General features: G+C 40.3%; 17 protein-coding genes. 6 read left to right on the top strand and 11 right to left on the bottom strand.

What is annotated here, in order from left to right; all coding sequences use genetic code 11:
- The first annotated feature begins 96 nt into the window (after positions 1–96).
- The 6 genes from COS96_00575 to rpsR are packed head-to-tail and all read left to right on the top strand — an operon-like array spanning position 97 to position 2,873.
- Positions 97–372, top strand: a complete 276-nt coding sequence (locus COS96_00575; protein ID PIU44123.1) for a hypothetical protein — start codon at positions 97–99, stop codon at positions 370–372.
- A gap of 4 nt (positions 373–376) precedes the next feature.
- Positions 377–637 (top strand): hypothetical protein, encoded by a 261-nt coding sequence (locus COS96_00580; protein ID PIU44124.1) that lies wholly within the window; start codon positions 377–379, stop codon positions 635–637.
- 53 nt (positions 638–690) lie between these two features.
- Positions 691–1,665 carry a tryptophan--tRNA ligase gene (trpS, locus tag COS96_00585; GenBank protein PIU44125.1) on the top strand — a complete coding sequence of 325 codons (975 nt, stop codon included), beginning with the start codon at positions 691–693 and terminating at the stop codon, positions 1,663–1,665.
- Between the two features lie 26 nt (positions 1,666–1,691).
- Positions 1,692–2,132, top strand: a complete 441-nt coding sequence (locus tag COS96_00590; protein ID PIU44126.1) for a hypothetical protein — start codon at positions 1,692–1,694, stop codon at positions 2,130–2,132.
- A gap of 11 nt (positions 2,133–2,143) precedes the next feature.
- Positions 2,144–2,629 carry a single-stranded DNA-binding protein gene (locus tag COS96_00595; GenBank protein ID PIU44127.1) on the top strand — a complete coding sequence of 162 codons (486 nt, stop codon included), beginning with the start codon at positions 2,144–2,146 and terminating at the stop codon, positions 2,627–2,629.
- Positions 2,630–2,687: 58 nt separating this feature from the next.
- Positions 2,688–2,873: a 30S ribosomal protein S18 gene (gene rpsR / locus COS96_00600; protein ID PIU44128.1), complete on the top strand. Its 186-nt coding sequence runs from the start codon at positions 2,688–2,690 to the stop codon at positions 2,871–2,873.
- On the opposite strand, the gene recA is transcribed toward rpsR, so the two are convergent.
- The 11 genes from recA to COS96_00655 all read right to left on the bottom strand — a co-directional run.
- Entirely contained in the window at positions 2,856–3,863 is a 1,008-nt protein-coding gene (gene recA, locus COS96_00605; GenBank protein PIU44139.1) for a recombinase RecA, read from the bottom strand. The genes rpsR and recA overlap by 18 nt on opposite strands.
- Positions 3,864–3,957: 94 nt before the next feature.
- On the bottom strand, positions 3,958–5,130 hold the full coding sequence (locus COS96_00610; protein PIU44129.1) for a hypothetical protein: 1,173 nt from the start codon (positions 5,128–5,130) through the stop codon (positions 3,958–3,960).
- A gap of 17 nt (positions 5,131–5,147) precedes the next feature.
- Positions 5,148–7,487 carry a hypothetical protein gene (locus COS96_00615; protein ID PIU44130.1) on the bottom strand — a complete coding sequence of 780 codons (2,340 nt, stop codon included), beginning with the start codon at positions 7,485–7,487 and terminating at the stop codon, positions 5,148–5,150.
- Positions 7,488–7,671: 184 nt separating this feature from the next.
- Positions 7,672–8,463, bottom strand: coding sequence for a hypothetical protein (locus COS96_00620; protein PIU44131.1), 792 nt, complete (start codon positions 8,461–8,463; stop codon positions 7,672–7,674).
- Between the two features lie 95 nt (positions 8,464–8,558).
- Positions 8,559–12,242, bottom strand: a complete 3,684-nt coding sequence (gene rpoC, locus COS96_00625; GenBank protein ID PIU44132.1) for a DNA-directed RNA polymerase subunit beta' — start codon at positions 12,240–12,242, stop codon at positions 8,559–8,561.
- A gap of 51 nt (positions 12,243–12,293) precedes the next feature.
- Positions 12,294–15,551 (bottom strand): DNA-directed RNA polymerase subunit beta, encoded by a 3,258-nt coding sequence (locus COS96_00630; protein PIU44133.1) that lies wholly within the window; start codon positions 15,549–15,551, stop codon positions 12,294–12,296.
- 158 nt (positions 15,552–15,709) lie between these two features.
- Positions 15,710–16,096 carry a four helix bundle protein gene (locus tag COS96_00635; protein ID PIU44134.1) on the bottom strand — a complete coding sequence of 129 codons (387 nt, stop codon included), beginning with the start codon at positions 16,094–16,096 and terminating at the stop codon, positions 15,710–15,712.
- A gap of 55 nt (positions 16,097–16,151) precedes the next feature.
- Positions 16,152–18,488, bottom strand: a complete 2,337-nt coding sequence (locus tag COS96_00640) for a hypothetical protein (GenBank protein ID PIU44135.1) — start codon at positions 18,486–18,488, stop codon at positions 16,152–16,154.
- Between the two features lie 170 nt (positions 18,489–18,658).
- Positions 18,659–18,871 (bottom strand): hypothetical protein, encoded by a 213-nt coding sequence (locus COS96_00645; protein PIU44136.1) that lies wholly within the window; start codon positions 18,869–18,871, stop codon positions 18,659–18,661.
- A 3-nt stretch (positions 18,872–18,874) separates the two neighbouring features.
- A complete protein-coding gene (locus COS96_00650; GenBank protein PIU44137.1) occupies positions 18,875–19,075 on the bottom strand; it encodes a hypothetical protein in 201 nt (66 codons plus the stop codon).
- 121 nt (positions 19,076–19,196) lie between these two features.
- The coding region (locus COS96_00655) for a hypothetical protein (protein ID PIU44138.1) at positions 19,197–19,663 on the bottom strand (467 nt) is incomplete at its 5' end.

Here is a 19,663-nt window from a genome sequence, read left to right on the forward strand (position 1 = left end):
ATAGCTGGCTTATCATGGAAATGAAGAAAGAGATGTTGACATGCCCCTAACCATTGTATATACTTTAGGTATACTAAACATAAAGACAATAAAATTATGAAAACCGTTATTAATGTTAAAACCGATAAAGACGTAAAAGAGAACGCGCAAAGAATCGCCACCACTCTCGGTTTTTCTTTGAGCGCGATCATCAATGCCAACTTAAAACAATTTATCAGAAATAAAGAGGTTTATTTTGACCTTGCTCCCCGCATGTCTCCTGAATTGGAAAAACTTCTCGGAATAATAGAGAGCGATATTGATAAAAATAAGAATATTTCCCGCGCCTTTACCTCCGAAAACGAAATTAAAAAACATCTTTCCTCTCTTTGAAAATATGAAAATTCGCTTTCATAAAAATTTTGAAAAACAATATAAAAAATTAAAAAAGGAACAAAAGGAAAAGGCCCAAAACCGACTTTCTTTATTCCTGATAGATTCTTTTAATCCGACTCTTGGCAACTACCCATTAAAGGGAAAATATATCGGCTACAGAAGCATTGATATAACTGACGATTTAAGAGCTATCTACAAATTCATCAATAAGCAAGAATGTATTTTTGTCGCCATAGATACGCACAGCAAATTGTACTCTTAATTCATATTTTCCCTGTTTTTTTATTTCTTTTTTTGCTAAGATATACTTAACATATGCTAATTTTATCAGGCATCCAGCCATCGGGAAAACTTCATATCGGAAATTATCTGTCAGCCATAAGGCAATGGCTTGAACTCCAAAAAACAGAGGAGTGCGTTTTTTTTATCGCAGACTTGCATGCCCTCACTGTTCCATACGACCCGAAAACGCTTCAAGAAAAAATCTTGAACATAGTCGCTGAATACCTCGCCTGCGGGCTTGACCCGGAAAAATCCATCATCCTCGTCCAATCTAGCGTTAAAGAACACAGTGAACTATGCTGGCTTTTAAATACCATCACACCGATCGGAGAGCTGGAAAGAATGACCCAGTATAAAGATAAGGCAAAGAAATTTAAAGCCAACATCAATGCCGGCCTGCTGGATTACCCTGTTCTGATGGCAGCTGATATCCTGCTTTATCAGACCGATCTTGTCCCTATCGGAAAAGACCAAGTTCAGCATGTTGAGCTTGCCAGAACCATTGCCAGAAAATTTAACTCCCGCTTCGGAGAAACATTCAAAGAACCGAAACCATCTCTCCCAAAAATAGGAGAAAAAATAATGGCTCTGGACGCGCCAAAAAAGAAAATGTCCAAATCCTCTCCCGAAGGATGTCTTTTCCTTTTTGACGAGCCGGAAGCGATAACCAAAAAAATAATGTCAGCCACGACTGACACCGGAAAAATCATAAAATACTCCCCTTCTTCCAAGCCGGGAATATCAAACCTTCTGGCGATTTTTTCTCTTTTCAGCAACCAGCCAATTGAAGAACTGGAAAAAAAATTCAAAGGAGAAGGATATGCTAAATTCAAAAAAGAACTGGCTGCTCTTCTGGTGGAAAAATTGGAACCAATCCGCAAGAAAAAGAAGGAATTTCTTTCCAGAGAAGTCTATTTGAAGGATATATTGGGAAAAGGAGCTCAAAGAGCCGGAACAATCGCCCAGTCAACAATGGCCGATGTCAAAGCGAAAATGGGCTTGATTTAAATAGGCTTTTAAGCTATTATGATTTTATGAAAACTTACGAATTAACTTATTTAATATCTCCGAGCCTTCTGGCCGAAGAAATAATCACTTTGCAAAACAGGATATCCCTTAATATCCAAGAAAAGGGCGGAGTTTTAATTAACTCTTTTCCTATCATAAAAAAACAGCTAGCCTCGCCCATCAGAAAAAAAAGCTCCGCCTTTATGGCCACTATTGTCTTCCAGGTAGCCCCTGAAGAAATAACAAAAATAGGTAATGGCGTTAAAGCTGAAGAGAATGTCCTTCGCCACCTCCTTCTGAATAAAATACCGCCCAAGAAAGTCAAACTAAAGAGAAAACCGTTAACAGGCTTCAAACCGACGGAAGACAAAGAGGAATCTGTTGAAAAACCGCTTGAGAGAACCAAAGAAAAACAAAAACTGGAATTAAGCGATATTGATGAAAAATTAGACGAGATACTTAAATAAAAAAATAAAAAATGAATCTGAATAAAGTTTTGCTTATCGGCAGACTGACCAGAGACCCGGAAAATAAATCGTTGCCCAGCGGACAGCAAGTCACATCTTTCGGTATGGCTACTGACAGGTATTACACTTCAAAACAGGGAGAAAAACAGCAAAAAACAGAATTCCATAATATCGTCTGTTTTGGAAGGCTGGCGGAAATATCTTCTCAATACATGAATAAAGGCTCTTTGGTTTTCATTGAAGGAAGGCTTCAGACCAGAAACTGGAACGACGCTTCCGGAAATAAAAAATACAGAACAGAAATAATCGCTGAAAGACTGCAATTGGGACCAAGAAGCGCCGGCTCTGCCGGAAGCCCTGCTGGAGGAATAAAAACAGAACCGAATATCCAGCGTCCCGCAAGCGAATCTAAGCATTTCAACGAAGTAAGAGCGGATGAGGACATTCCCATTATTGAAGAAAACGAAGAAATAGACGTCAAAGACATACCCTTTTAAGCAAAGCTTAAAAGGAAATTCCAAATAACAAATTACAAATTCTAAATAAAATTATTGTATGGCTTGCTACTTTTGCCAAAAAAACATCAAAGAAATAGACTTTAAGAATACAGACGCCCTCCAGAAATTTATCTCCGGAATGGCTAAAATAAAACCCGGAAAAAAAACAGGAACTTGTTCCAGTCATCAAAGAAAAATTTCTGAAGCGATAAAAAGAGCCCGATATTTAGGACTCTTCGCTTAAGTCGCCCGGTTCTACTAAGGGAATAACTGCCTTAGCTATTTCTCCTTCTATTTTCTCCAGAAGTTCCCTGTTTTCTTTTAGGAAATTTTTACTTGCCTCGGTCCCCTGCCCTAATTTAAGCTCTCCATATCGAAGCCAACTTCCGGCTTTTTTTATTACGCCTGATTTAATTCCCGCCTCTATAACCCCTGATGTTCTGGATATCCCTTCATCATAATAAATGTCGTATTCGGCTATCTTAAAAGGAGCGGCCACTTTATTCTTCACTATTTTCGCTTTAATGCGGTTGCCGACAATTTCCTCTCTATGTTTTATCTGGGCGATTCTCTTTAGTTCAATTCTGACGGAAGCGTAAAATTTCAAAGCCAATCCTCCGGGCGTTGTTTCCGGGTTGCCCCACATCACCCCTATTTTCATACGAGTCTGATTAAGAAAAACAATGATTGTTTTTGCCTCGGAAACAATTCCCGAAAGCTTCCTCAAGGCTTGGCTCATCAGCCTGGCTTGAAGCCCGATCTGGAATTCCCCCACTTCTCCGTCTATTTCAGCTCTGGGAACTAAAGCAGCCACGGAATCAACCACAATAACATCCACTTGTCCGGATTTAACCAAGGTTTCAACAATCTGCAAAGCCTGTTCCCCTGAATCCGGCTGGGAAATAAGCAAGTCATCAACATTAACCCCTATTTTTCTGGCGTATTCAGGGTCCATAGCGTGTTCAGCGTCAATAAAGGCTCCTACTCCCCCTTTCTTCTGGGCTTCAGCTAAGATATGCAAAGAAAGAGTTGTCTTCCCCGTTGATTCGCCTCCGTAAATTTCAATTATTCTTCCTCTGGGAACTCCGCCGACGCCTAAAGCTGCGTTCAAGACAACCGAGCCTGTCGGAATAACATCAATATCAACCGCCCGCGTTTCTCTCAATTTCATTATCGCTCCCTCGCCAAAACGTTGTTTGATTTCATCAACAGCCTCTTGAAGATCTTTTGCCATTTCCTTTCCTCCTATTTTATCGTCCAGAGGACGATCAGCCTCTGACTGATTTTGATTAATTTTTTTCGTCATAAATTTAGTATACCATAAAAATTCATTTGGCGTCAGCCAAATGCCTTCCTGCTCCTTCGGCGTAATGCTGTTGAATTTCCACGGCTGTAAGCGCCCGAGAATAAATGCGGGCTTCGTCTATGGAACCGCTGAAGGCATTTCCGATTGTAACATTATTTATATTGGCGACTATCTTTCCTCCGAGGGTTGTTGTATTCTTTAAATTGCCATCAACGAATAATTGTTGTTTTGTGCCATTGAATGTCATTACAACGTGATGCCAGTCGGTTGGATTAGAAATTGAAGCTGTTATCTCATTACCGCTGATATATCCATAAAGAATTGACGTATCTAAACTCAATCGTAAAGAATAAGCGTCGCTTCCTTTGTTTAATATTTCTGGTTTTTGAGTACATGGAACATAAGAGATATTTGCCGTCCGCACCGCCCGCACGTAGCGGTTGCCGCCCTTACTGCTGACGTTCACGTAGCCATTGAAGAAGTATATGTTGACGGCGTTGATCGGGCCAGTATCGGTAGCCGACCAATAGGTGGAGGCTCTATACGTGCCTATACTGGCTCTGTTGGTGTATATAGTAGATAACTCGTCCATCGTCGGCATTCGCCAATCGTCTTTATCTAACCAAGTCAGTCCATCAGCCCAACTTATGGCGCCACCCCAGGAGTTCACCCCATCATTGTTAGTCCCAGCCGTGTTTGTATTACGCGCTACGTACATATCTCCTATTTGCACTACCTCGTTGGTGCCGGAGGGGCCATAGACGTCATACCAGTTTACTGCCTGCCCTCCAGATTGCTGGAATCCCGGTTTAATCCACGCCTCAATAGTAATCGCATCAGTAATATTTAAATTTGCTGAATTTGACACATTCACAAAATCATCCGAGCCGTCAAAACCCAAAGCATAAGTTCTTGTAGGGGAGCCTGTTTGTTGCCACAAAGCTCCGTTGTAAACGCCGTCATTGCCGTAACCGGAACTGTCTTTTAGTTGTCCTGACGCTTCCTCAAAACTCCAAATTCCCACGACGCTGTCGCCGAGAGCGTGCTGGAGGCCGAAACTGAACTTCAAGACGCCGGCGATTCTGGCTTTTTCCCTCTGGTTCGATATGGTAACCAAAACAACGCTGGCCAGCAAACCAATAATAGCGACGACGACCAAGAGCTCTATTAAAGCGAATGCTTCTTTCGCTCTCATATCAGCATTTTAATGATTTAGATTTTCTTCCAACTATCATCTTCCTCGCCCTCTACAACTTTAGCGGAAGAAGGTTTCTCTTCTTCAGGAAAACCGCTCTCTTCATTTTCGTTTTCCTCAACAAAATCAACTGAAGGCTCTTCTTCTGCTGAAGAATTTTCCTGACTGAAGAATACTTGCCTTGGCTTAGCTCCCTCTCCGTGCCCGACTATCCCTTTTTCCTCCAGCATATCTATCAAACGGGCAGCCCGAGCATAACCGACGCTTAATCTCCTCTGAAGCAAAGAAGCTGAAGCCTTTTTTGACTCAATGACAATTCTTTTAGCTTCCTCATAGAGAGGGTCATCATCTTTGAAAGAAACTTCCCCGACATTAACTTTGTTTCTGGAAATAGCCTCTTCCAAGTTATCTTCCAAACTGCTTTCCAAAATATCCTCGTCCAATTCCTCGCTTTCCTTTTGAGCTCTTTCTTTAATGAAATCAACTACCCTTTTCACTTCTTCCTCTGAAATGAAAGCTCCTTGAATTCTTTTCGGCTTAGGCAATTGAGCGGAAAGGAAAAGCATATCTCCTTTTCCCAATAATCGCTCCGCTCCGGACATATCCAGAACTGTCCTGGAATCAACTTGAGAAGCAACCTGAAAGGTAAGACGCGAAGTGACATTAGCCTTAATCAAGCCGGTGATAACCTCCACAGACGGCCTTTGGGTGGCTAAAACAAGATGTATACCCACAGCCCTGGCCATTTGAGCCAGCCTGACGATTGACGACTCCACTTCCCTACCCATAGAAAGCATCAGGTCAGCCAGCTCGTCAATAATAACAACTATGTAAGGCATTTTTTCCTGCTTATTTTTTGTTCTTAAAATATTATAACTTTTAATATCCCTGTTATGCTCTTTTGCCAAAACCTCAAATCTTCTTTCCATTTCCGTAATCAGCCATTTAAGAGCTGAAACTGCTTTCGGAGCTTCCGTGATCGTGGAACATAAAAGATGAGGCAATCCCTGATAAATTGAAAACTCAACTCTCTTCGGGTCAATCAGAATAAGACGCATATCTTCCGGAGAATTGCGATACAAAAGAGAAATAATAAGGCTGTTGAGAAAAATTGTCTTTCCTGTTCCGGTTGCTCCGGCCACCAACATATGAGGCATAGAAGCGATATCGCCGTAAAATGGATTGCCGGAAACATCTTTGCCGAAACAGAAAGACAGGCTTGAACCGGTTTCCTTAAATTTAGGATCTTGAATCAGATATCTTAACCTTACTTCAGTCCTTATCTTATTAGGTATTTCAATTCCAACCAATGATTTCCCCGGCACAGGCGCTTCTATTCTGATAGGATGGCTGGCCAAGGCCAAAGAAAGGTCATTGGAAAGGGTTGTTATTTTGGAAAGTTTTATCCCTTCAGCCGGTTTCAATGTGTATTGAGTAACAGTAGGGCCGATATTTATGCCTGACATTTCCACAGGAATGGAAAAATTTTCTAAAGTTCTTTTGATGATGGCTGAATTCCTGGCTGTGTCTCCGGCAGAAGGAACACCCTTGTCCTGATCAAGCAACTCCAAAGGAGGCGCCTGATAATCAGAAGACATAAACTCTTGAGACACTTTCTTAATTTTCATTTCCGGAAAATCCTTACGAGTTCCTAAGGGAACAGAAGGGCTTCCTTCTTTATTTACGGAATCAATTTCTTTAACGTCAAAAGACGGCTTGCCTTTAATTTTATTAGCTAAACGTCCGATCAATCCCTCCTCGCTACGCCGTAGCCCCGCCGATGGCGGAACGAAGACAGGCTCCTCCTCCTCTTCCTCTTCATCTTCATATTCCTCAAGAGAACGAATTGGAGCTAAGAAATGCCAAAAAATTAAAACTCCGGCTAAGATAAGTCCTCCGAAAATTATTTCCGTCACTAAGAGTCCAAAAAAATTTATCAAAGGAGAAGCGATGTATCCCAAACATCCGCCTTCTTTTTCTCCTGGCTTGGATATTTCAAGAAAACCGGCCACTCCGATAAGAAGAAAAAGGTTGGCGAAAAAAATTCCGCCAAAAACTTTTTTATAACGGTCGCTTAATAAAATCAAACCGGTCAAAACCAGCAATACGGGAAAGAAAAAAACAGCCTTGCCTATCAGAAAAGTAAAGCTCGCCCTTATTATTGTTCCGGCTACTCCGGATTTTTCAAAGAAACTCAAGGAAACAATTATCGCCAAAATAAAAACAGCTATTGCGGAAATGGATTTTTTGACCTTTTCCGGCAAAGTAAATCTCCCCCCTCCCCCATTCCTCCTATAAGAATCCTGTCTTTCTTTTTTATTATTTTTATTATTTTTATTGTTTTTCTTCTTAGCCATAAGATTAATTAAGGTGTTCAGATTATCTTAATTTTATCATAACATCAGAAAAAACAAAAACCCCGCCGGTGGCGGAGCTCCTGTTCTCGGTAGCTACAGGGGTCAGACCCCTGCAAGATTTACAGGGGTCAGACCCCTGCAAGATACCCCTGCGAGATAACTAATACGGAATACCTCTGAGGAATTATTCTATGTCAAGATTAGGAAATTCTTTAATTCCCTTTTTATATGTCACCCAATTCCTGATAAGCTCTCTACAACCATCGTTTCCACCCATTATTTTCAACAAAAACTCCCTATTAGTAACTGAAGGAAAATTCTTTTCCCCAATATAGTCTTGATGGCTTGACCATTTATAATCACTTTCTAAAAATTTAATAACTTTTTGGGGATTTTTAATTCCTTTTTCTTTCCAACCGGGCTCAATTAAGGATATGGGATTGCAATGAATGTAAGTAAAAACCGCTCTCAATTGATCTTCATTTTCAATATGAGCCGAATAAAATCTGTCCTGAAAAAAATATCCTTTAAATTCTATGCCATATTTACTCTTAAAATAAGCGGCATAACCGGCTCCGACTTTCTGCATAAATTTACTGACTCCTCCTTCCTTTAGTTGCCTTACTAATAAATGAATGTGATTAGGCATAAAGCAAAAAGACAAAATCTCCACAAACAAATCTCTTTCTCCTTCGCGTTTTATCGTCAATCCTTCAGACGCCTCGGGAGCATGTATCGCCGGGGAATTAATTACAGGACTCTGGCCCATGTTGAATCTTTTTATGGCCTCTTTAAACTGATTGCGGGCAATTCTACGCTCCCTAATTGTGATTTGCTCTGTTGTATTAAACTCGTATATTGAAAAAATACCCCGATAATAATCGTCAACATCTATAAAAAGCAACTCATCGCCCGCTCTCCTTAGAACGACGTGATAAAATTCGTTATTTATAAGTTGTCTTAATTTCCGTGGCATAAACCTACAGTGAATTTACAGGGGTTTACAGGGGTCAGACCCCTGCGAGATTTACAGGGGTCAGACCCCTGCGAGATATTTACCCCTGCGAGATATTATTGTTTGAAGCCGGTGCCGGCCGGTATCAATTTGCCGATGATGACGTTTTCTTTTAAGCCGATAAGGTCGTCTGTCTTTCCTTCAGCCGCAGCCCTTATCAATACTCTGGAAGTTTCCTGGAAGGAAGATGCTGAAAGGAATGAATCCGTGGTCAAGGAAACTCTGGAAATCCCCAGCAAAATAGTCTTGGCCGTAGCCGGTTTCTTACCCTCCTCCTTTAAGATTGCGTTTTGGTGAAGGAATTTAGCCTTCTCAATCACTTCTCCGGTGACAAAATAGCTGTCTCCCGAATCCTTGATTTTTACGCGGGAAAACATCTGGCGGACGATTATTTCCGGATGCTTGTCGTGAATTAAAGCGCCTTGAGAAACGTAAATTTTCTGAATTTCATTAACTATATATTTTTGCGTGTCCTCCTGATTATTCAGTTTAAAAAATTCCTTCAAGTCAAAGTTTCCCTCGGATAAAGACTGTCCTTTTTTAACTTCATCGCCTACTTTTACCAAAGCCTTCGCTCTTAAAGGAATCTCGTATTTCATAATCTCGGTTTTTCCGGCCTTCTCTTTCTTGCTTGATTTCTTTGTTTCCTTAACCTCTGAATCATCATCCTCTTCCTTGCTTTCTTCTTGGTTTTTTACCTTAACCTCAATTACTCCTTCAGGGGTTATCTTTTCAATTTTGCCTTCAGACAAACAAATCACTGCCTTGCCTCTGGGAATTCTGGATTCAAAAATTTCCTGCACCCTCGGAAGTCCGGAAGTAATATCTCCGCCTCCGGCAACTCCTCCTGTGTGGAAGGTTCTCATCGTCAACTGGGTTCCCGGCTCTCCGATGGATTGGGCGGCGATAATTCCGACCGCCTCCCCTCTTTCAACTAATTTATTGGAAGCCAAATCCCAGCCATAGCATTGCTGGCAGATTCCATGAACAGACTTACAGCTCAAAGGAGACCTTACTTTAACTTTTTCAATATTAGCTTCTATTATTTTTTGTCCTTTTTTCCAGTCAATTATTTCTCCTTTCTCGCAAATTCCTTTTATGTTTTCAAGACAGACTCTGCCCACTATTTTGAAAATAAAGTTCTGGCCGATTTCATCAGCATTCTTTCTGAAAACTTCTATTCCCTTATCATCTCCGCAATCAGCGTCAAAAGTCACTACTTCATGGGCGACATCAACCAATCTTCTGGTCAAATAACCGGCTGTGGAAGTTCTTAAAGCAGTATCAACTGTTCCCTTTCTAGCTCCATGAGTTGAAATAAAGTATTCCAAAACATCAAATCCTTCTTTAAGAGAACTTTTAATCGGAAGTTCAATAATTTGACCTGACGGATTGATAACCAATCCCTTCATTCCCCCCATCTGGACGGATTGCGACCAGGCTCCTCTGGCTCCGGAATCAACCATGCGGAATATAGGGCCGTCTTGAGGAAGGCTTTTTCTGACCAATTCCTCTATTTTAGTTTTTGTCTTTGTCCAAATTTCAATTACCTTACCGGCTTTTTCTTCTCTGGTCAGAAAACCGCTCTTGAAATGGCCTTCAGTTTGTTCAACCTCCTTTTCAGCCAATTTCATTACCCCTTCTTTTTCAGGAAGAGCGACTAAATCATCCATTCCCCAGGTCGTTCCGGAACGAGTAGCGAATTCATATCCCAAATTCTTCACTTGATCCAAGGTTCTTTCTATGACTTCATAATCGCCTCCGGCAATAACTTCTCCGGCTATTTTTTCCAAGTCTTTATTTTTAATAAGCTTATTTTGGAAAGCATAATCTTCCGGCAATTTTTCATTAAATAAAATTCTTCCGATGCAGGTTTCAATAAACTGGGCTCCTTCTAAACTCTCTCTCTTCTTTTCCGGCAAATCAGTCACCCGACATTTAATTTTCGCTTTCAAATCAACTTCTCCAAATTCATAAGCCATTATAGCCTCGTTAAAAGAACCGAATACTTTTCCTTCTCCCTTCTCGCCTTCTTTTATCTTGGTCATCCAATAACAGCCCAAAACAATATCCTGATTCAAACTGACAACAGGCAATCCTGTGGCCGGTTTCAATAAATTATGGTCAGCGACCATTCTGTCTCTGGCTTCAGCTTGAGCCTTATCAGACAAAGGCAAATGAACAGGCATCTGGTCTCCGTCAAAGTCAGCGTTAAAAGCCTTGCAAACCAAAGGATGTAATCTTATGGCTTTTCCTTCAATCAATAAAGGATAAAAAGCTTGAATTCCCAGCCTGTGGAGAGTCGGGGCTCTATTCAATAAAACGAGTTTGTCTTTGACGATTTCTTCCAAAATTTCCCAAACATCGTCAATCTGTTTTTCAATCAAGCGGGAAGCTCCCCTGACATTATAAGCCAACTCTCTTTCCAAAATTTTATGAATGACAAAAGGTTTGAAGAGTTCCAAAGCCATAGTTTTAGGAAGCCCGACTTGATTCATTTTCAGGTCAGGGCCGACAACGATAACTGACCGGGCTGAATAATCAACTCTTTTCCCCAAAAGATTTCGGCGGAACCTTCCCTGTTTTCCCTTTAAAATATCAGCCAAGGATTTCAAAAGCCTGCGTCCTCCGGTGCTGGCTTGAGTCATAGTCCCCTTTCTCATCCCATTATCAATCAAAGCGTCCACTGCTTCCTGAAGCATTCTTTTTTCGTTTCTGACGATTACTTCCGGCGCATTGATGTCCAGAAGATATTTTAATCTGTTGTTTCTGTTAATGACTCTTCTGTAAAGATCATTCAGATCAGAGGAGGCATAACGTCCTCCATCCAACTGGACCATTGGCCTCAAATCAGGAGGCAAAACAGGCAGGACGGTCAAAAACATCCACTCCGGCCTTACTCCGGACACAAGCATTCCCTGAAAAAGCTTCAGCCTTCTCAAGTTTTTCTTTTTTTCCAAAGTTACAGATGTTTTTACCTCTTCTTTCAGTTTATCAGTTTCTTTTTTGAGGTCTATTTTTTCAAAAATTTTCCTTAAAGTTTCGGCGCCGGTGCCGGCGGAAAAAACCTCCCCGTATTTCATGGATAAATTATGATATTCAATTTCAGAAATAATTCTTAACGGCCTTAACGCCAAAAGCTCTTCTCTGGCCCTATCTCTGGCATCTTTCAAATCTTTTATTCTTTCATCTGTTTCTTCATCTTTATTTTTATCTTTATCTTTATCCGTCTTTGCCGGAGATTTGACATTTGACATTTGGGCTTTGGATTTCATTTTGTATTCTCTTTCAATCTCTTCTAAAATTCCATTTCTGGCTTCTTCATTAACATCAATAACCACATATGAAGCGAAGTAAACAACTTTTTCCAATAACTGCATCGGCAAGTCCAAAACCTGCCCCATCATAGAGGGGATTCCTCTTAAAAACCAGATGTGAGAAAGAGGCGTGGCTAATTTTATATGCCCCATTCTTTCTCTCCTGACTGAAGATTTGGTGACTTCCACTCCGCAACGGTCGCAAACCAGACCCTTGTAGCGGATCCTCTTGTATTTTCCGCAATAGCATTCAAAATCTTTTTCCGGTCCGAAAATTTTCTCGCAAAAAAGCCCGTCCTTTTCAGCTCTTTGGGTGCGGTAATTTATTGTTTCCGGCTTAGTCACTTCTCCATGAGACCATCCTAAAATGTCTTCAGGGGAAGCGATTTTGATTCTTATTGCCTCCAAATCTTCTACTCTCATAGTTTTAAAAATTTTTAAATTGAAAATTTAATGAAAATTGAAAATTGAAAATTATTCATCGCGGTTTCGCCTTTCTCTTTCCTTAACTTCTATGCTCAATCCCAACGACTTTAATTCATTGACCAAAAGATTAAATGAGGCAGGCACTCCGGGATTTTTTATTTTCTCGCCTTTCAATATTGACTCGTAAGTCGTTGCCCTTCCTTGGACGTCATCTGATTTTATAGTCAAAATTTCCTGCAAAGTATGAGCTGCTCCATATCCTTCCAAGGCCCAGACTTCCATTTCTCCAAACCTCTGTCCTCCAAATTGAGCTTTTCCGCCCAATGGTTGCTGTGTTATCAGAGAATACGGTCCGATGCTTCTGGCGTGGAGTTTGTCCTTGACCATATGTATCAGCTTCATCATATATATGTATCCGACAGTAATCTTTTCTCCGAAAGGAAGCCCGGTTCTACCGTCAAATAATTTCGCTTTTCCGTCTTCAGGCAAACCGGCCAACTTCAACTCTTTTTTAATATCAGCTTCGTTGGCTCCGGACATAGACGGAGTAACCGCCCAATAGCCCAGCTTTTCAGCCGCCCAGCCAAGATGCGTTTCCAAAACTTGGCCGAGATTCATTCTGGAAGTAACTCCCAAAGGATTCAAAACTATATCCACCGGCGTTCCGTCTTCCATGAAGGGCATCTCTTCCAAAGGTAAAACCTTAGCCACAATTCCTTTGTTTCCGTGGCGTCCGGCTAATTTATCTCCGGCTTGAATTTTCCTCAATTCAGCAATTTCTATTTCAATTCTCTTGATTATCCCCGGCTCCAGTCTATAGCCTGCGTCTCTGGAAAAAATTTTTATTCCCGTCACTCTGCCCTGCTTGCCATGTTCCATTTTTAAGGAAGTATCTTTAATATCTCTGGCTTTCTCTCCGAAAATAGCCCTTAATAATCTTTCTTCGGCAGTCAAATCAGCTTCTCCTTTAGGAGAAATTTTACCGACCAAAATATCGTTCGGCCCGACTTCAGCTCCGATGCGGACAATCCCCTCTTCGTCTAAATCTTTCAACCTCTCTTCAGAAATATTGGGAATATCGCAAGTGGTTATTTCCGGACCTAATTTTGTTTCTCGGACATCGCAGATGAAATTTTCTTTTTTTATGGAAGTAAAAACATCGTCCCTGACCAATCTGTCGGAAAGGACTATGGCATCTTCAAAATTCTCCCCTCTCCATGGGACAAAAGCAACCAAAATATTGCTACCTAAAGCCAAATGGCCGTTAGATATCGCTCCTCCGTCCGCCAAAACATCTCCCTTTTTAACCTTCCGGCCTTTTTCAACCATAGGCTTCTGATGAAGGCAGGTATATTGGTTTGTTCTGACAAAAGTTCTTAATTCGTAATCTTTAACCTCTCCAGTTTTTGAATTTTTCACTTTAACATGTTCAGCGTCAGCTTCAAGCACTTCTCCTTCTGATTGAGCGACAATCGCCTGACCTGAATCTCTGGCAATTCTTTCTTCAACTCCGGTCATAACATAAGGAACCTCCGGCTTGACCAAAGGCACTGACTGTCTCTGCATATTGGAACCCATCAAAGCTCTGTTGGCGTCGTCGTTCTGTAAAAATGGAATTAAAGAAGTGGCGACGGAAATAAATTGCTCCGGAGAAACATCAATAAAATCAATCTTGCTCTTGTCGGCAATGCCCGGCTCGCTTTTTATTCTTGCTTCAACTTTTTCAGAAATAATTTCTCTTTTCTTATCAACCGGCACAGCTCCGGAAGCAATGACAAATCTTTCCTCTTCGTAAGCGGTCAAGTAATGGACTTCTGTTGTAACCACGCCTTTTTCAACTCTGAAATAAGGAGTCTCCAAAAACCCAAAAGGATTGATGTTGGCAAAACCGGCTAAGTGTCCGACTAATCCGACAGAAGCTCCTTCCGGAGTTTCAATAGGACAAATTCTGCCATAGTGAGAAGGCTGAACGTCTCTGACTTCAAAACCAGCTCTTTCTCTGGTCAGTCCGCCCGGACCAGTAGCTGATAATCTTCTCTTATGCTCCAATTCAGCTAAAGGATTTTCATTATCCATAAATTGGGACATTTGAGAAGAGGCGAAGAATTCTTTGGCAACGGCCATAACCGGCCTGGGATTGATAAGCTGGGAAGGAGATATTAAATCAACATCAAGCGTAGACATTCTGTCTTTGATAATTCTCTCCATTCTTGTTATACCGACTCTTAATCTGTTCCGAAGAAGCTCTCCGAACGTCCTGACTCTTCTGCTTCCCAAGTGGTCTATCTGGTCAGGCTCGGCTAAAGGATTGTTGTTGGAACGGATAACTTCTCTTAAAACAGCGATAACGTCTTCTAATTTTAAAAGCCTATCCTCCACCGTAATTTCCTCTTCCTTTTTCTCCGATTTGGAATTTGATTTGGAATTTGGAATTTGAAATTTGGAATTTAATTCCTGTAATCTCTGCCCCATCCTCCATCTTCCAACTTTAGACAAATCATATCTCTCAAAGTTAAAAAACATATTCCAAATCAATTCCTTAGCTGTTTCCGGAGTAACTAATTCCCCGACCCTCAAGCGATTGTAAATTTCCACCAAGGCTTCTGATTGATTATGGGTCTGATCGCGTTTCAATGTTTCTTCAATATAATCAATATCGCCCTTGTTGACATCCTGAAAATATTCCTTAATTGACAGATTATTTTCAACGCCAAAAGCCCTCAACAAAGCTGTAGCGGCTATTTTTCTTTTTCTGTCTATTTTTAAACTGATGAATCCGTTTTTCTCCGTTTCAAATTCCAGCCAAGCTCCCCTGTTGGGAATTATCTTTGCTCCGAAAAGCCGTCCGCTTCCGTATCTTTCGCCGGTAAAGAAAACGCCCGGAGAACGGATAAGCTGGGCGATAACAACTCTTTCAACTCCATTAATAATAAAAGTTCCCCTCTCGGTCATTTTAGGGAAATCAGCCAGGAAAACTTCCTGCTCTTTTACTTTTTTGGTTTTAATATTGACTAATTTTACTTTAACCCTTAAGGCGGCTTCGTAAGAATCGTTGTTTATCTTCGCCTCCAAGTCGTTTTTATATTTTGATTCCTCAAACTTGTAATCAGTGAACCAAAGTTCAAACTCTTTGCCGGCATAATCTTTGATGGGAGAAATTTCACTGAAAAGTTCTTTCAAATCTTTTTCCCAAAAACAATCCCAGCTTTCTTTAGGAGCTGTGAGCAGGTAAGGGAGAGGGAGAAAGATGTTTGTTTTGCCAAAATTTTTAACCTTAAGACCCAACGATGTTCCTTCTATTGCCATATATTATTAGAAATTTAAAAAATTAAAAATATAAAAAAATTTACAATAAAAAAATTGGCATCACTTTAGTCCGCGAATGCTAAATTTAAGCTTAGCTTTTTTTAAAAACAATGTCAAGAACAACTGCTGAAATTTTGAAATTAAGAAATTACGGAAATTTAACAAAGATTTTTTGCCTTATAAGTGGAGTTAATAAAATTATTGAGCTTAAAAGATAATTTCTCGGCAACAGTTTTAAACTCCTCGTACCTTTTCGATTCAATTTTCTCCCGTTCTTTAAGGAGCTCTATCCAATGACTATCGCATTCGTTAAAAAAACCTCTACTATTATAATAAAATTTTATTTTATCTAAATAGTGGAATCTGCCATACCCTTTGGCAATATTCACCCCCACTGAATCAACGGCTCTAATAAACTGACCCCCAACAATCTTTTTGTCTTGCCAGCTTAAATCTTCGTAAATCTCCCAGCCGACTTTAGATAATTCTCTGGCCAATTTATAAACCTCCAAATCTCTTAACGAAATATATTTATTTTCCATAATTTCTCAATTTCCGCAATTTCAATTAATTTCCGCAATCTCAAAATTTCCGTAATATTTATTTCTTCAATGTTGTCCCCTCCTCTATCGGCAATTCCTTAGGCGCTTCCGCTATAGCCGGCTTGCCTGCTTCCAAATTAGCAATAATGGTTTTTAATTCCTGATTATCAGGATTGAGTTCCGCTATTTTATTAAACTGCTCCAAAGCCAAGCTCTTCTTTCCTTGCTTATCAAAAGTCAATCCCAAAAAGTAGCGGGCGTTGGAATAATTGTTATTCAAAGCAATGGATTTTTCAAAATTCGCTTGAGCTTTGGCGAATTGCTCGTCATTGTAGTAAAGAACTCCCAATTGAAAAGCCAAACCGATGTCATCAGGAGCGACTGCCTGAATCTGAACCATCTTGTCTATGGCTTCCTTAATCTTCCCTTCCTTGACCGAAACTAAGGCCAATTGGAAATGAGCCGGAGCGTAATCGCCTCTTAAAGCAATGGCTTTGTTGAAATTTGTTTTAGCCTCTTCTGTCTTTTCGGAAACCAGATAAACCTTGCCTAATTCAGTAAGAGTAAAAGGATTGTTCGGCTCAAGCTTAAGCGCATCTTCGTAATTCTCGATAGCCCACTCGTCAGCTCCGCCAACTAAACCGATCAAACTGCGATAAACAAAACCCCGGACAATAAAGTTCTCTGCATTCTTAGGCGCTGTTTCTGTGGCTAATTTAGCCGCATTAACAGCAACAGCAGTAAGATTATTTATCTCCTGTTTCTTTTGCTCGTTTCCGGCAATATCCCCTGCCTGAACCTCCTCATTGATTTTATACAAGTAAAGCTGGCTCAAATCTCTCAAATAATTATCCTGTTTTTGAGAGGTAAATTTGACTGCGTTAGAGACCTTAACAATCGCCTTGTCCAAATCCCCTGTCTGATAAGCAACCAGCCCCTGCGAGTAATTTATTTCCGCCAGATATCTTTGAGAAGAAGCGAACAAAAGCCCTAACCCCGCTACCAATAAAAAGACAAAAGCGAAAGAGGCAAAAACAGCTGAAAGAGAACCGGGGACTATTTCTATTTCCTTCATTTTCTTAATTTTGAACCAACCGGTTTCTTTTTCAAGAGAAGAACTGAAGGCAACTGATAAGGCCGAAAGGAACCAGAAAAGGAAAAGTATGGAAACATTAGCTGAATAAATGAATAAGGAAAAAACCAAGGCCGTTAAACTGGAAGCTATTCCTAAATTGAAAATCCATTGTTCCGGCTTAACGATTTCTTTTCCGGTGATAAGTTTTTTAAAGCTAAACCAGACAAAGGAAAGGAGCAGGAGAAGGAAGGAAAGCAAACCTAAGATTCCTCCGTTGCCGATTTTTTCCAAAACACTGGAGGAGCCGGAGAGAAAATTCAACATCCCGTTTCCGTATTGAGAGTAATTATAGCTGAAAGTAGCCGGACCTGTTCCTAAGATAATTGTCTGGATACTTTCCTTCAATGACTCCCAAGCGATGACGAGAGTGGCTCCTTGAGTCGGATAAACCTCATAGCCGAACGTTGGCAGGCTGGGAATTGTTGTTTTAGAAAAGACGAAAAATAAGGCGAAAATCATAAAAAAGAGAGCTAAAACAGTCCAATTGGTCTTAAAAATCTCCCTTCTGGTAATTCCGAAAATCAAGATAACCGAAATGCCAATCAGAAGAGTGAGCCAAGCCAGCCAGGAATTAATAATCAAAAGCAAGAACAAAACAGCGAAAGCCAAAAGCAGGAAAAGCCATTTCAAAATTTTTCCGCAGATAAAGCTAAAGATTAAAACCAAAGGAAGAAGAATGGCCATAAAAATAGCTAAGGCGCTCGGCGCTCCGATGGTGTTGAAAGAGACCGATTTGGCGAAAGCGAAAGGAAGGAAAAATTGGCCGAAAAATTGAAGTCCGGCCAGAACTATTGTCAAAAAGACCGATAAGAATAAGGCAGTAAAAAGACCTGATTTTTTTTCTTCCAATTTATTTTCTTCCGCTTTTGATGCCGGAGAAAAAATGTTGGTTATCAAAAAGTAAAAAATAACAAAACCTAAGAGAGTCAGGAAGCTGGAGGCGATATTGAGAGGCCAACCCCAGAAACTGCCGTATTGCCAAGAGGAAAATCCGGTGGAAATAGCCATAACCAAAACATAAAGCAAAACAGGGACATTGAGAATGGAAAGATTTAATCGTATCTTGCCCTCTGATAATGATTTCAAAAGCCAGCTTACCAAGGAAACCAAAACTAAAACCAAAAGCAGGGCTTGTTTATTAAAGTCCAAGATTGAGTCCAAGAAATTGGCGTTCCATGGCAGGAAAAAAATAGGCAATAGAAATATTAATAAATAGATTGACCACTTGCTTACTTTGTCCAAAAAACCGATAGTGTTCATATGTTTTTGTTAATTTTTAATTTTTTCCCGCATTTTGCGGGATCAGCCTCTGGCTGAAATTTTTAATTTTTAATACTTTCTATTATAGCAAAAATGGAAGAAAAGGAGTATGGGGATAACATTGAAATTACGTAAATTTTGAAATTCCGGAAATTAAACTGATCTCCGGATTAAAGGAGTTGTTTAAATTCCTCATCAGTTAATCCTGCATCCCTAATGATGGCCTTTAGAGTATAAGGATTCAATCTCCTGTGCCGGGGAATGATAATTTTTCTTCTTCCATCAGCCATGCCGATATGCTTGCCTCCAATTTTTGAAATCAAAAAACCAACTTTCTTAAAAGTCCTTATCGCTCGCTCGGAAGAAATATCCGTAAAAATCATAAATTATCCCAATACTACCTCTATTTCTCTAACCATCGTCCCCTTGAGTTCCTCTTTTTCCATTTCTAAATAAGTAAAAATAGCGTCTTTAATATTCTCCAAGACCTCTTTTAAAGTTTCTCCTTGACTATGACAACCCGGCAAAGCCGGAACATGCGCATCGTAGCCATATTTGCTTTTACGAATAGTTATTGAGTACTTCATAATAATATTATAGCAAAAGAAATTATGCCGGTCAAAAATATTGTATGTTGACGTCTGACGTCAACATCAAATCCGTTAATTTCTTAATTTCAGAATCTCAAAATCTCAGAATCTCAGTCCCCTACTTGAAGTGCGCGGAACGGCCTGCGTAATAATTATTAAGGACTTCCCCGGCCGTCAATGCCCGATTGTAAATGCGGACTTCGTCTATGAGGCCGTTGAAATAACCACCACCCACCGTAGCTCTGCCGATAGAAAGAGTTCCTGGTGTTCCTGGTGTTTTTGAGCCACTGTTATCATAATTTCCATTTACGTAGATAGTTAAGATGTTGCTACTATCCATAGTTACAGCAATATAATACCACTGGGATGTATCCGTAAATTCATATATACCATTGACATAGGTCACGCTCCCAGCACCTGCTCTTGTTTCTAATTTGCCATCAGAATCGCAGTCGAATATTTGAACCCAATAATTATTTCCTCCGAAATTAAGGAAATATTGGTTTGAACTTCCTGCTAAATTATTGGGTTTAAACCAAAATTCCTTTGTATTTACTCCACCTATCCCTAAATTCCCGCAATCCA

The sequence above is a fragment of the Candidatus Nealsonbacteria bacterium CG07_land_8_20_14_0_80_39_13 genome (assembly GCA_002779355.1).
In the GTDB taxonomy this organism is placed as follows: Bacteria; Patescibacteriota; Minisyncoccia; order Minisyncoccales.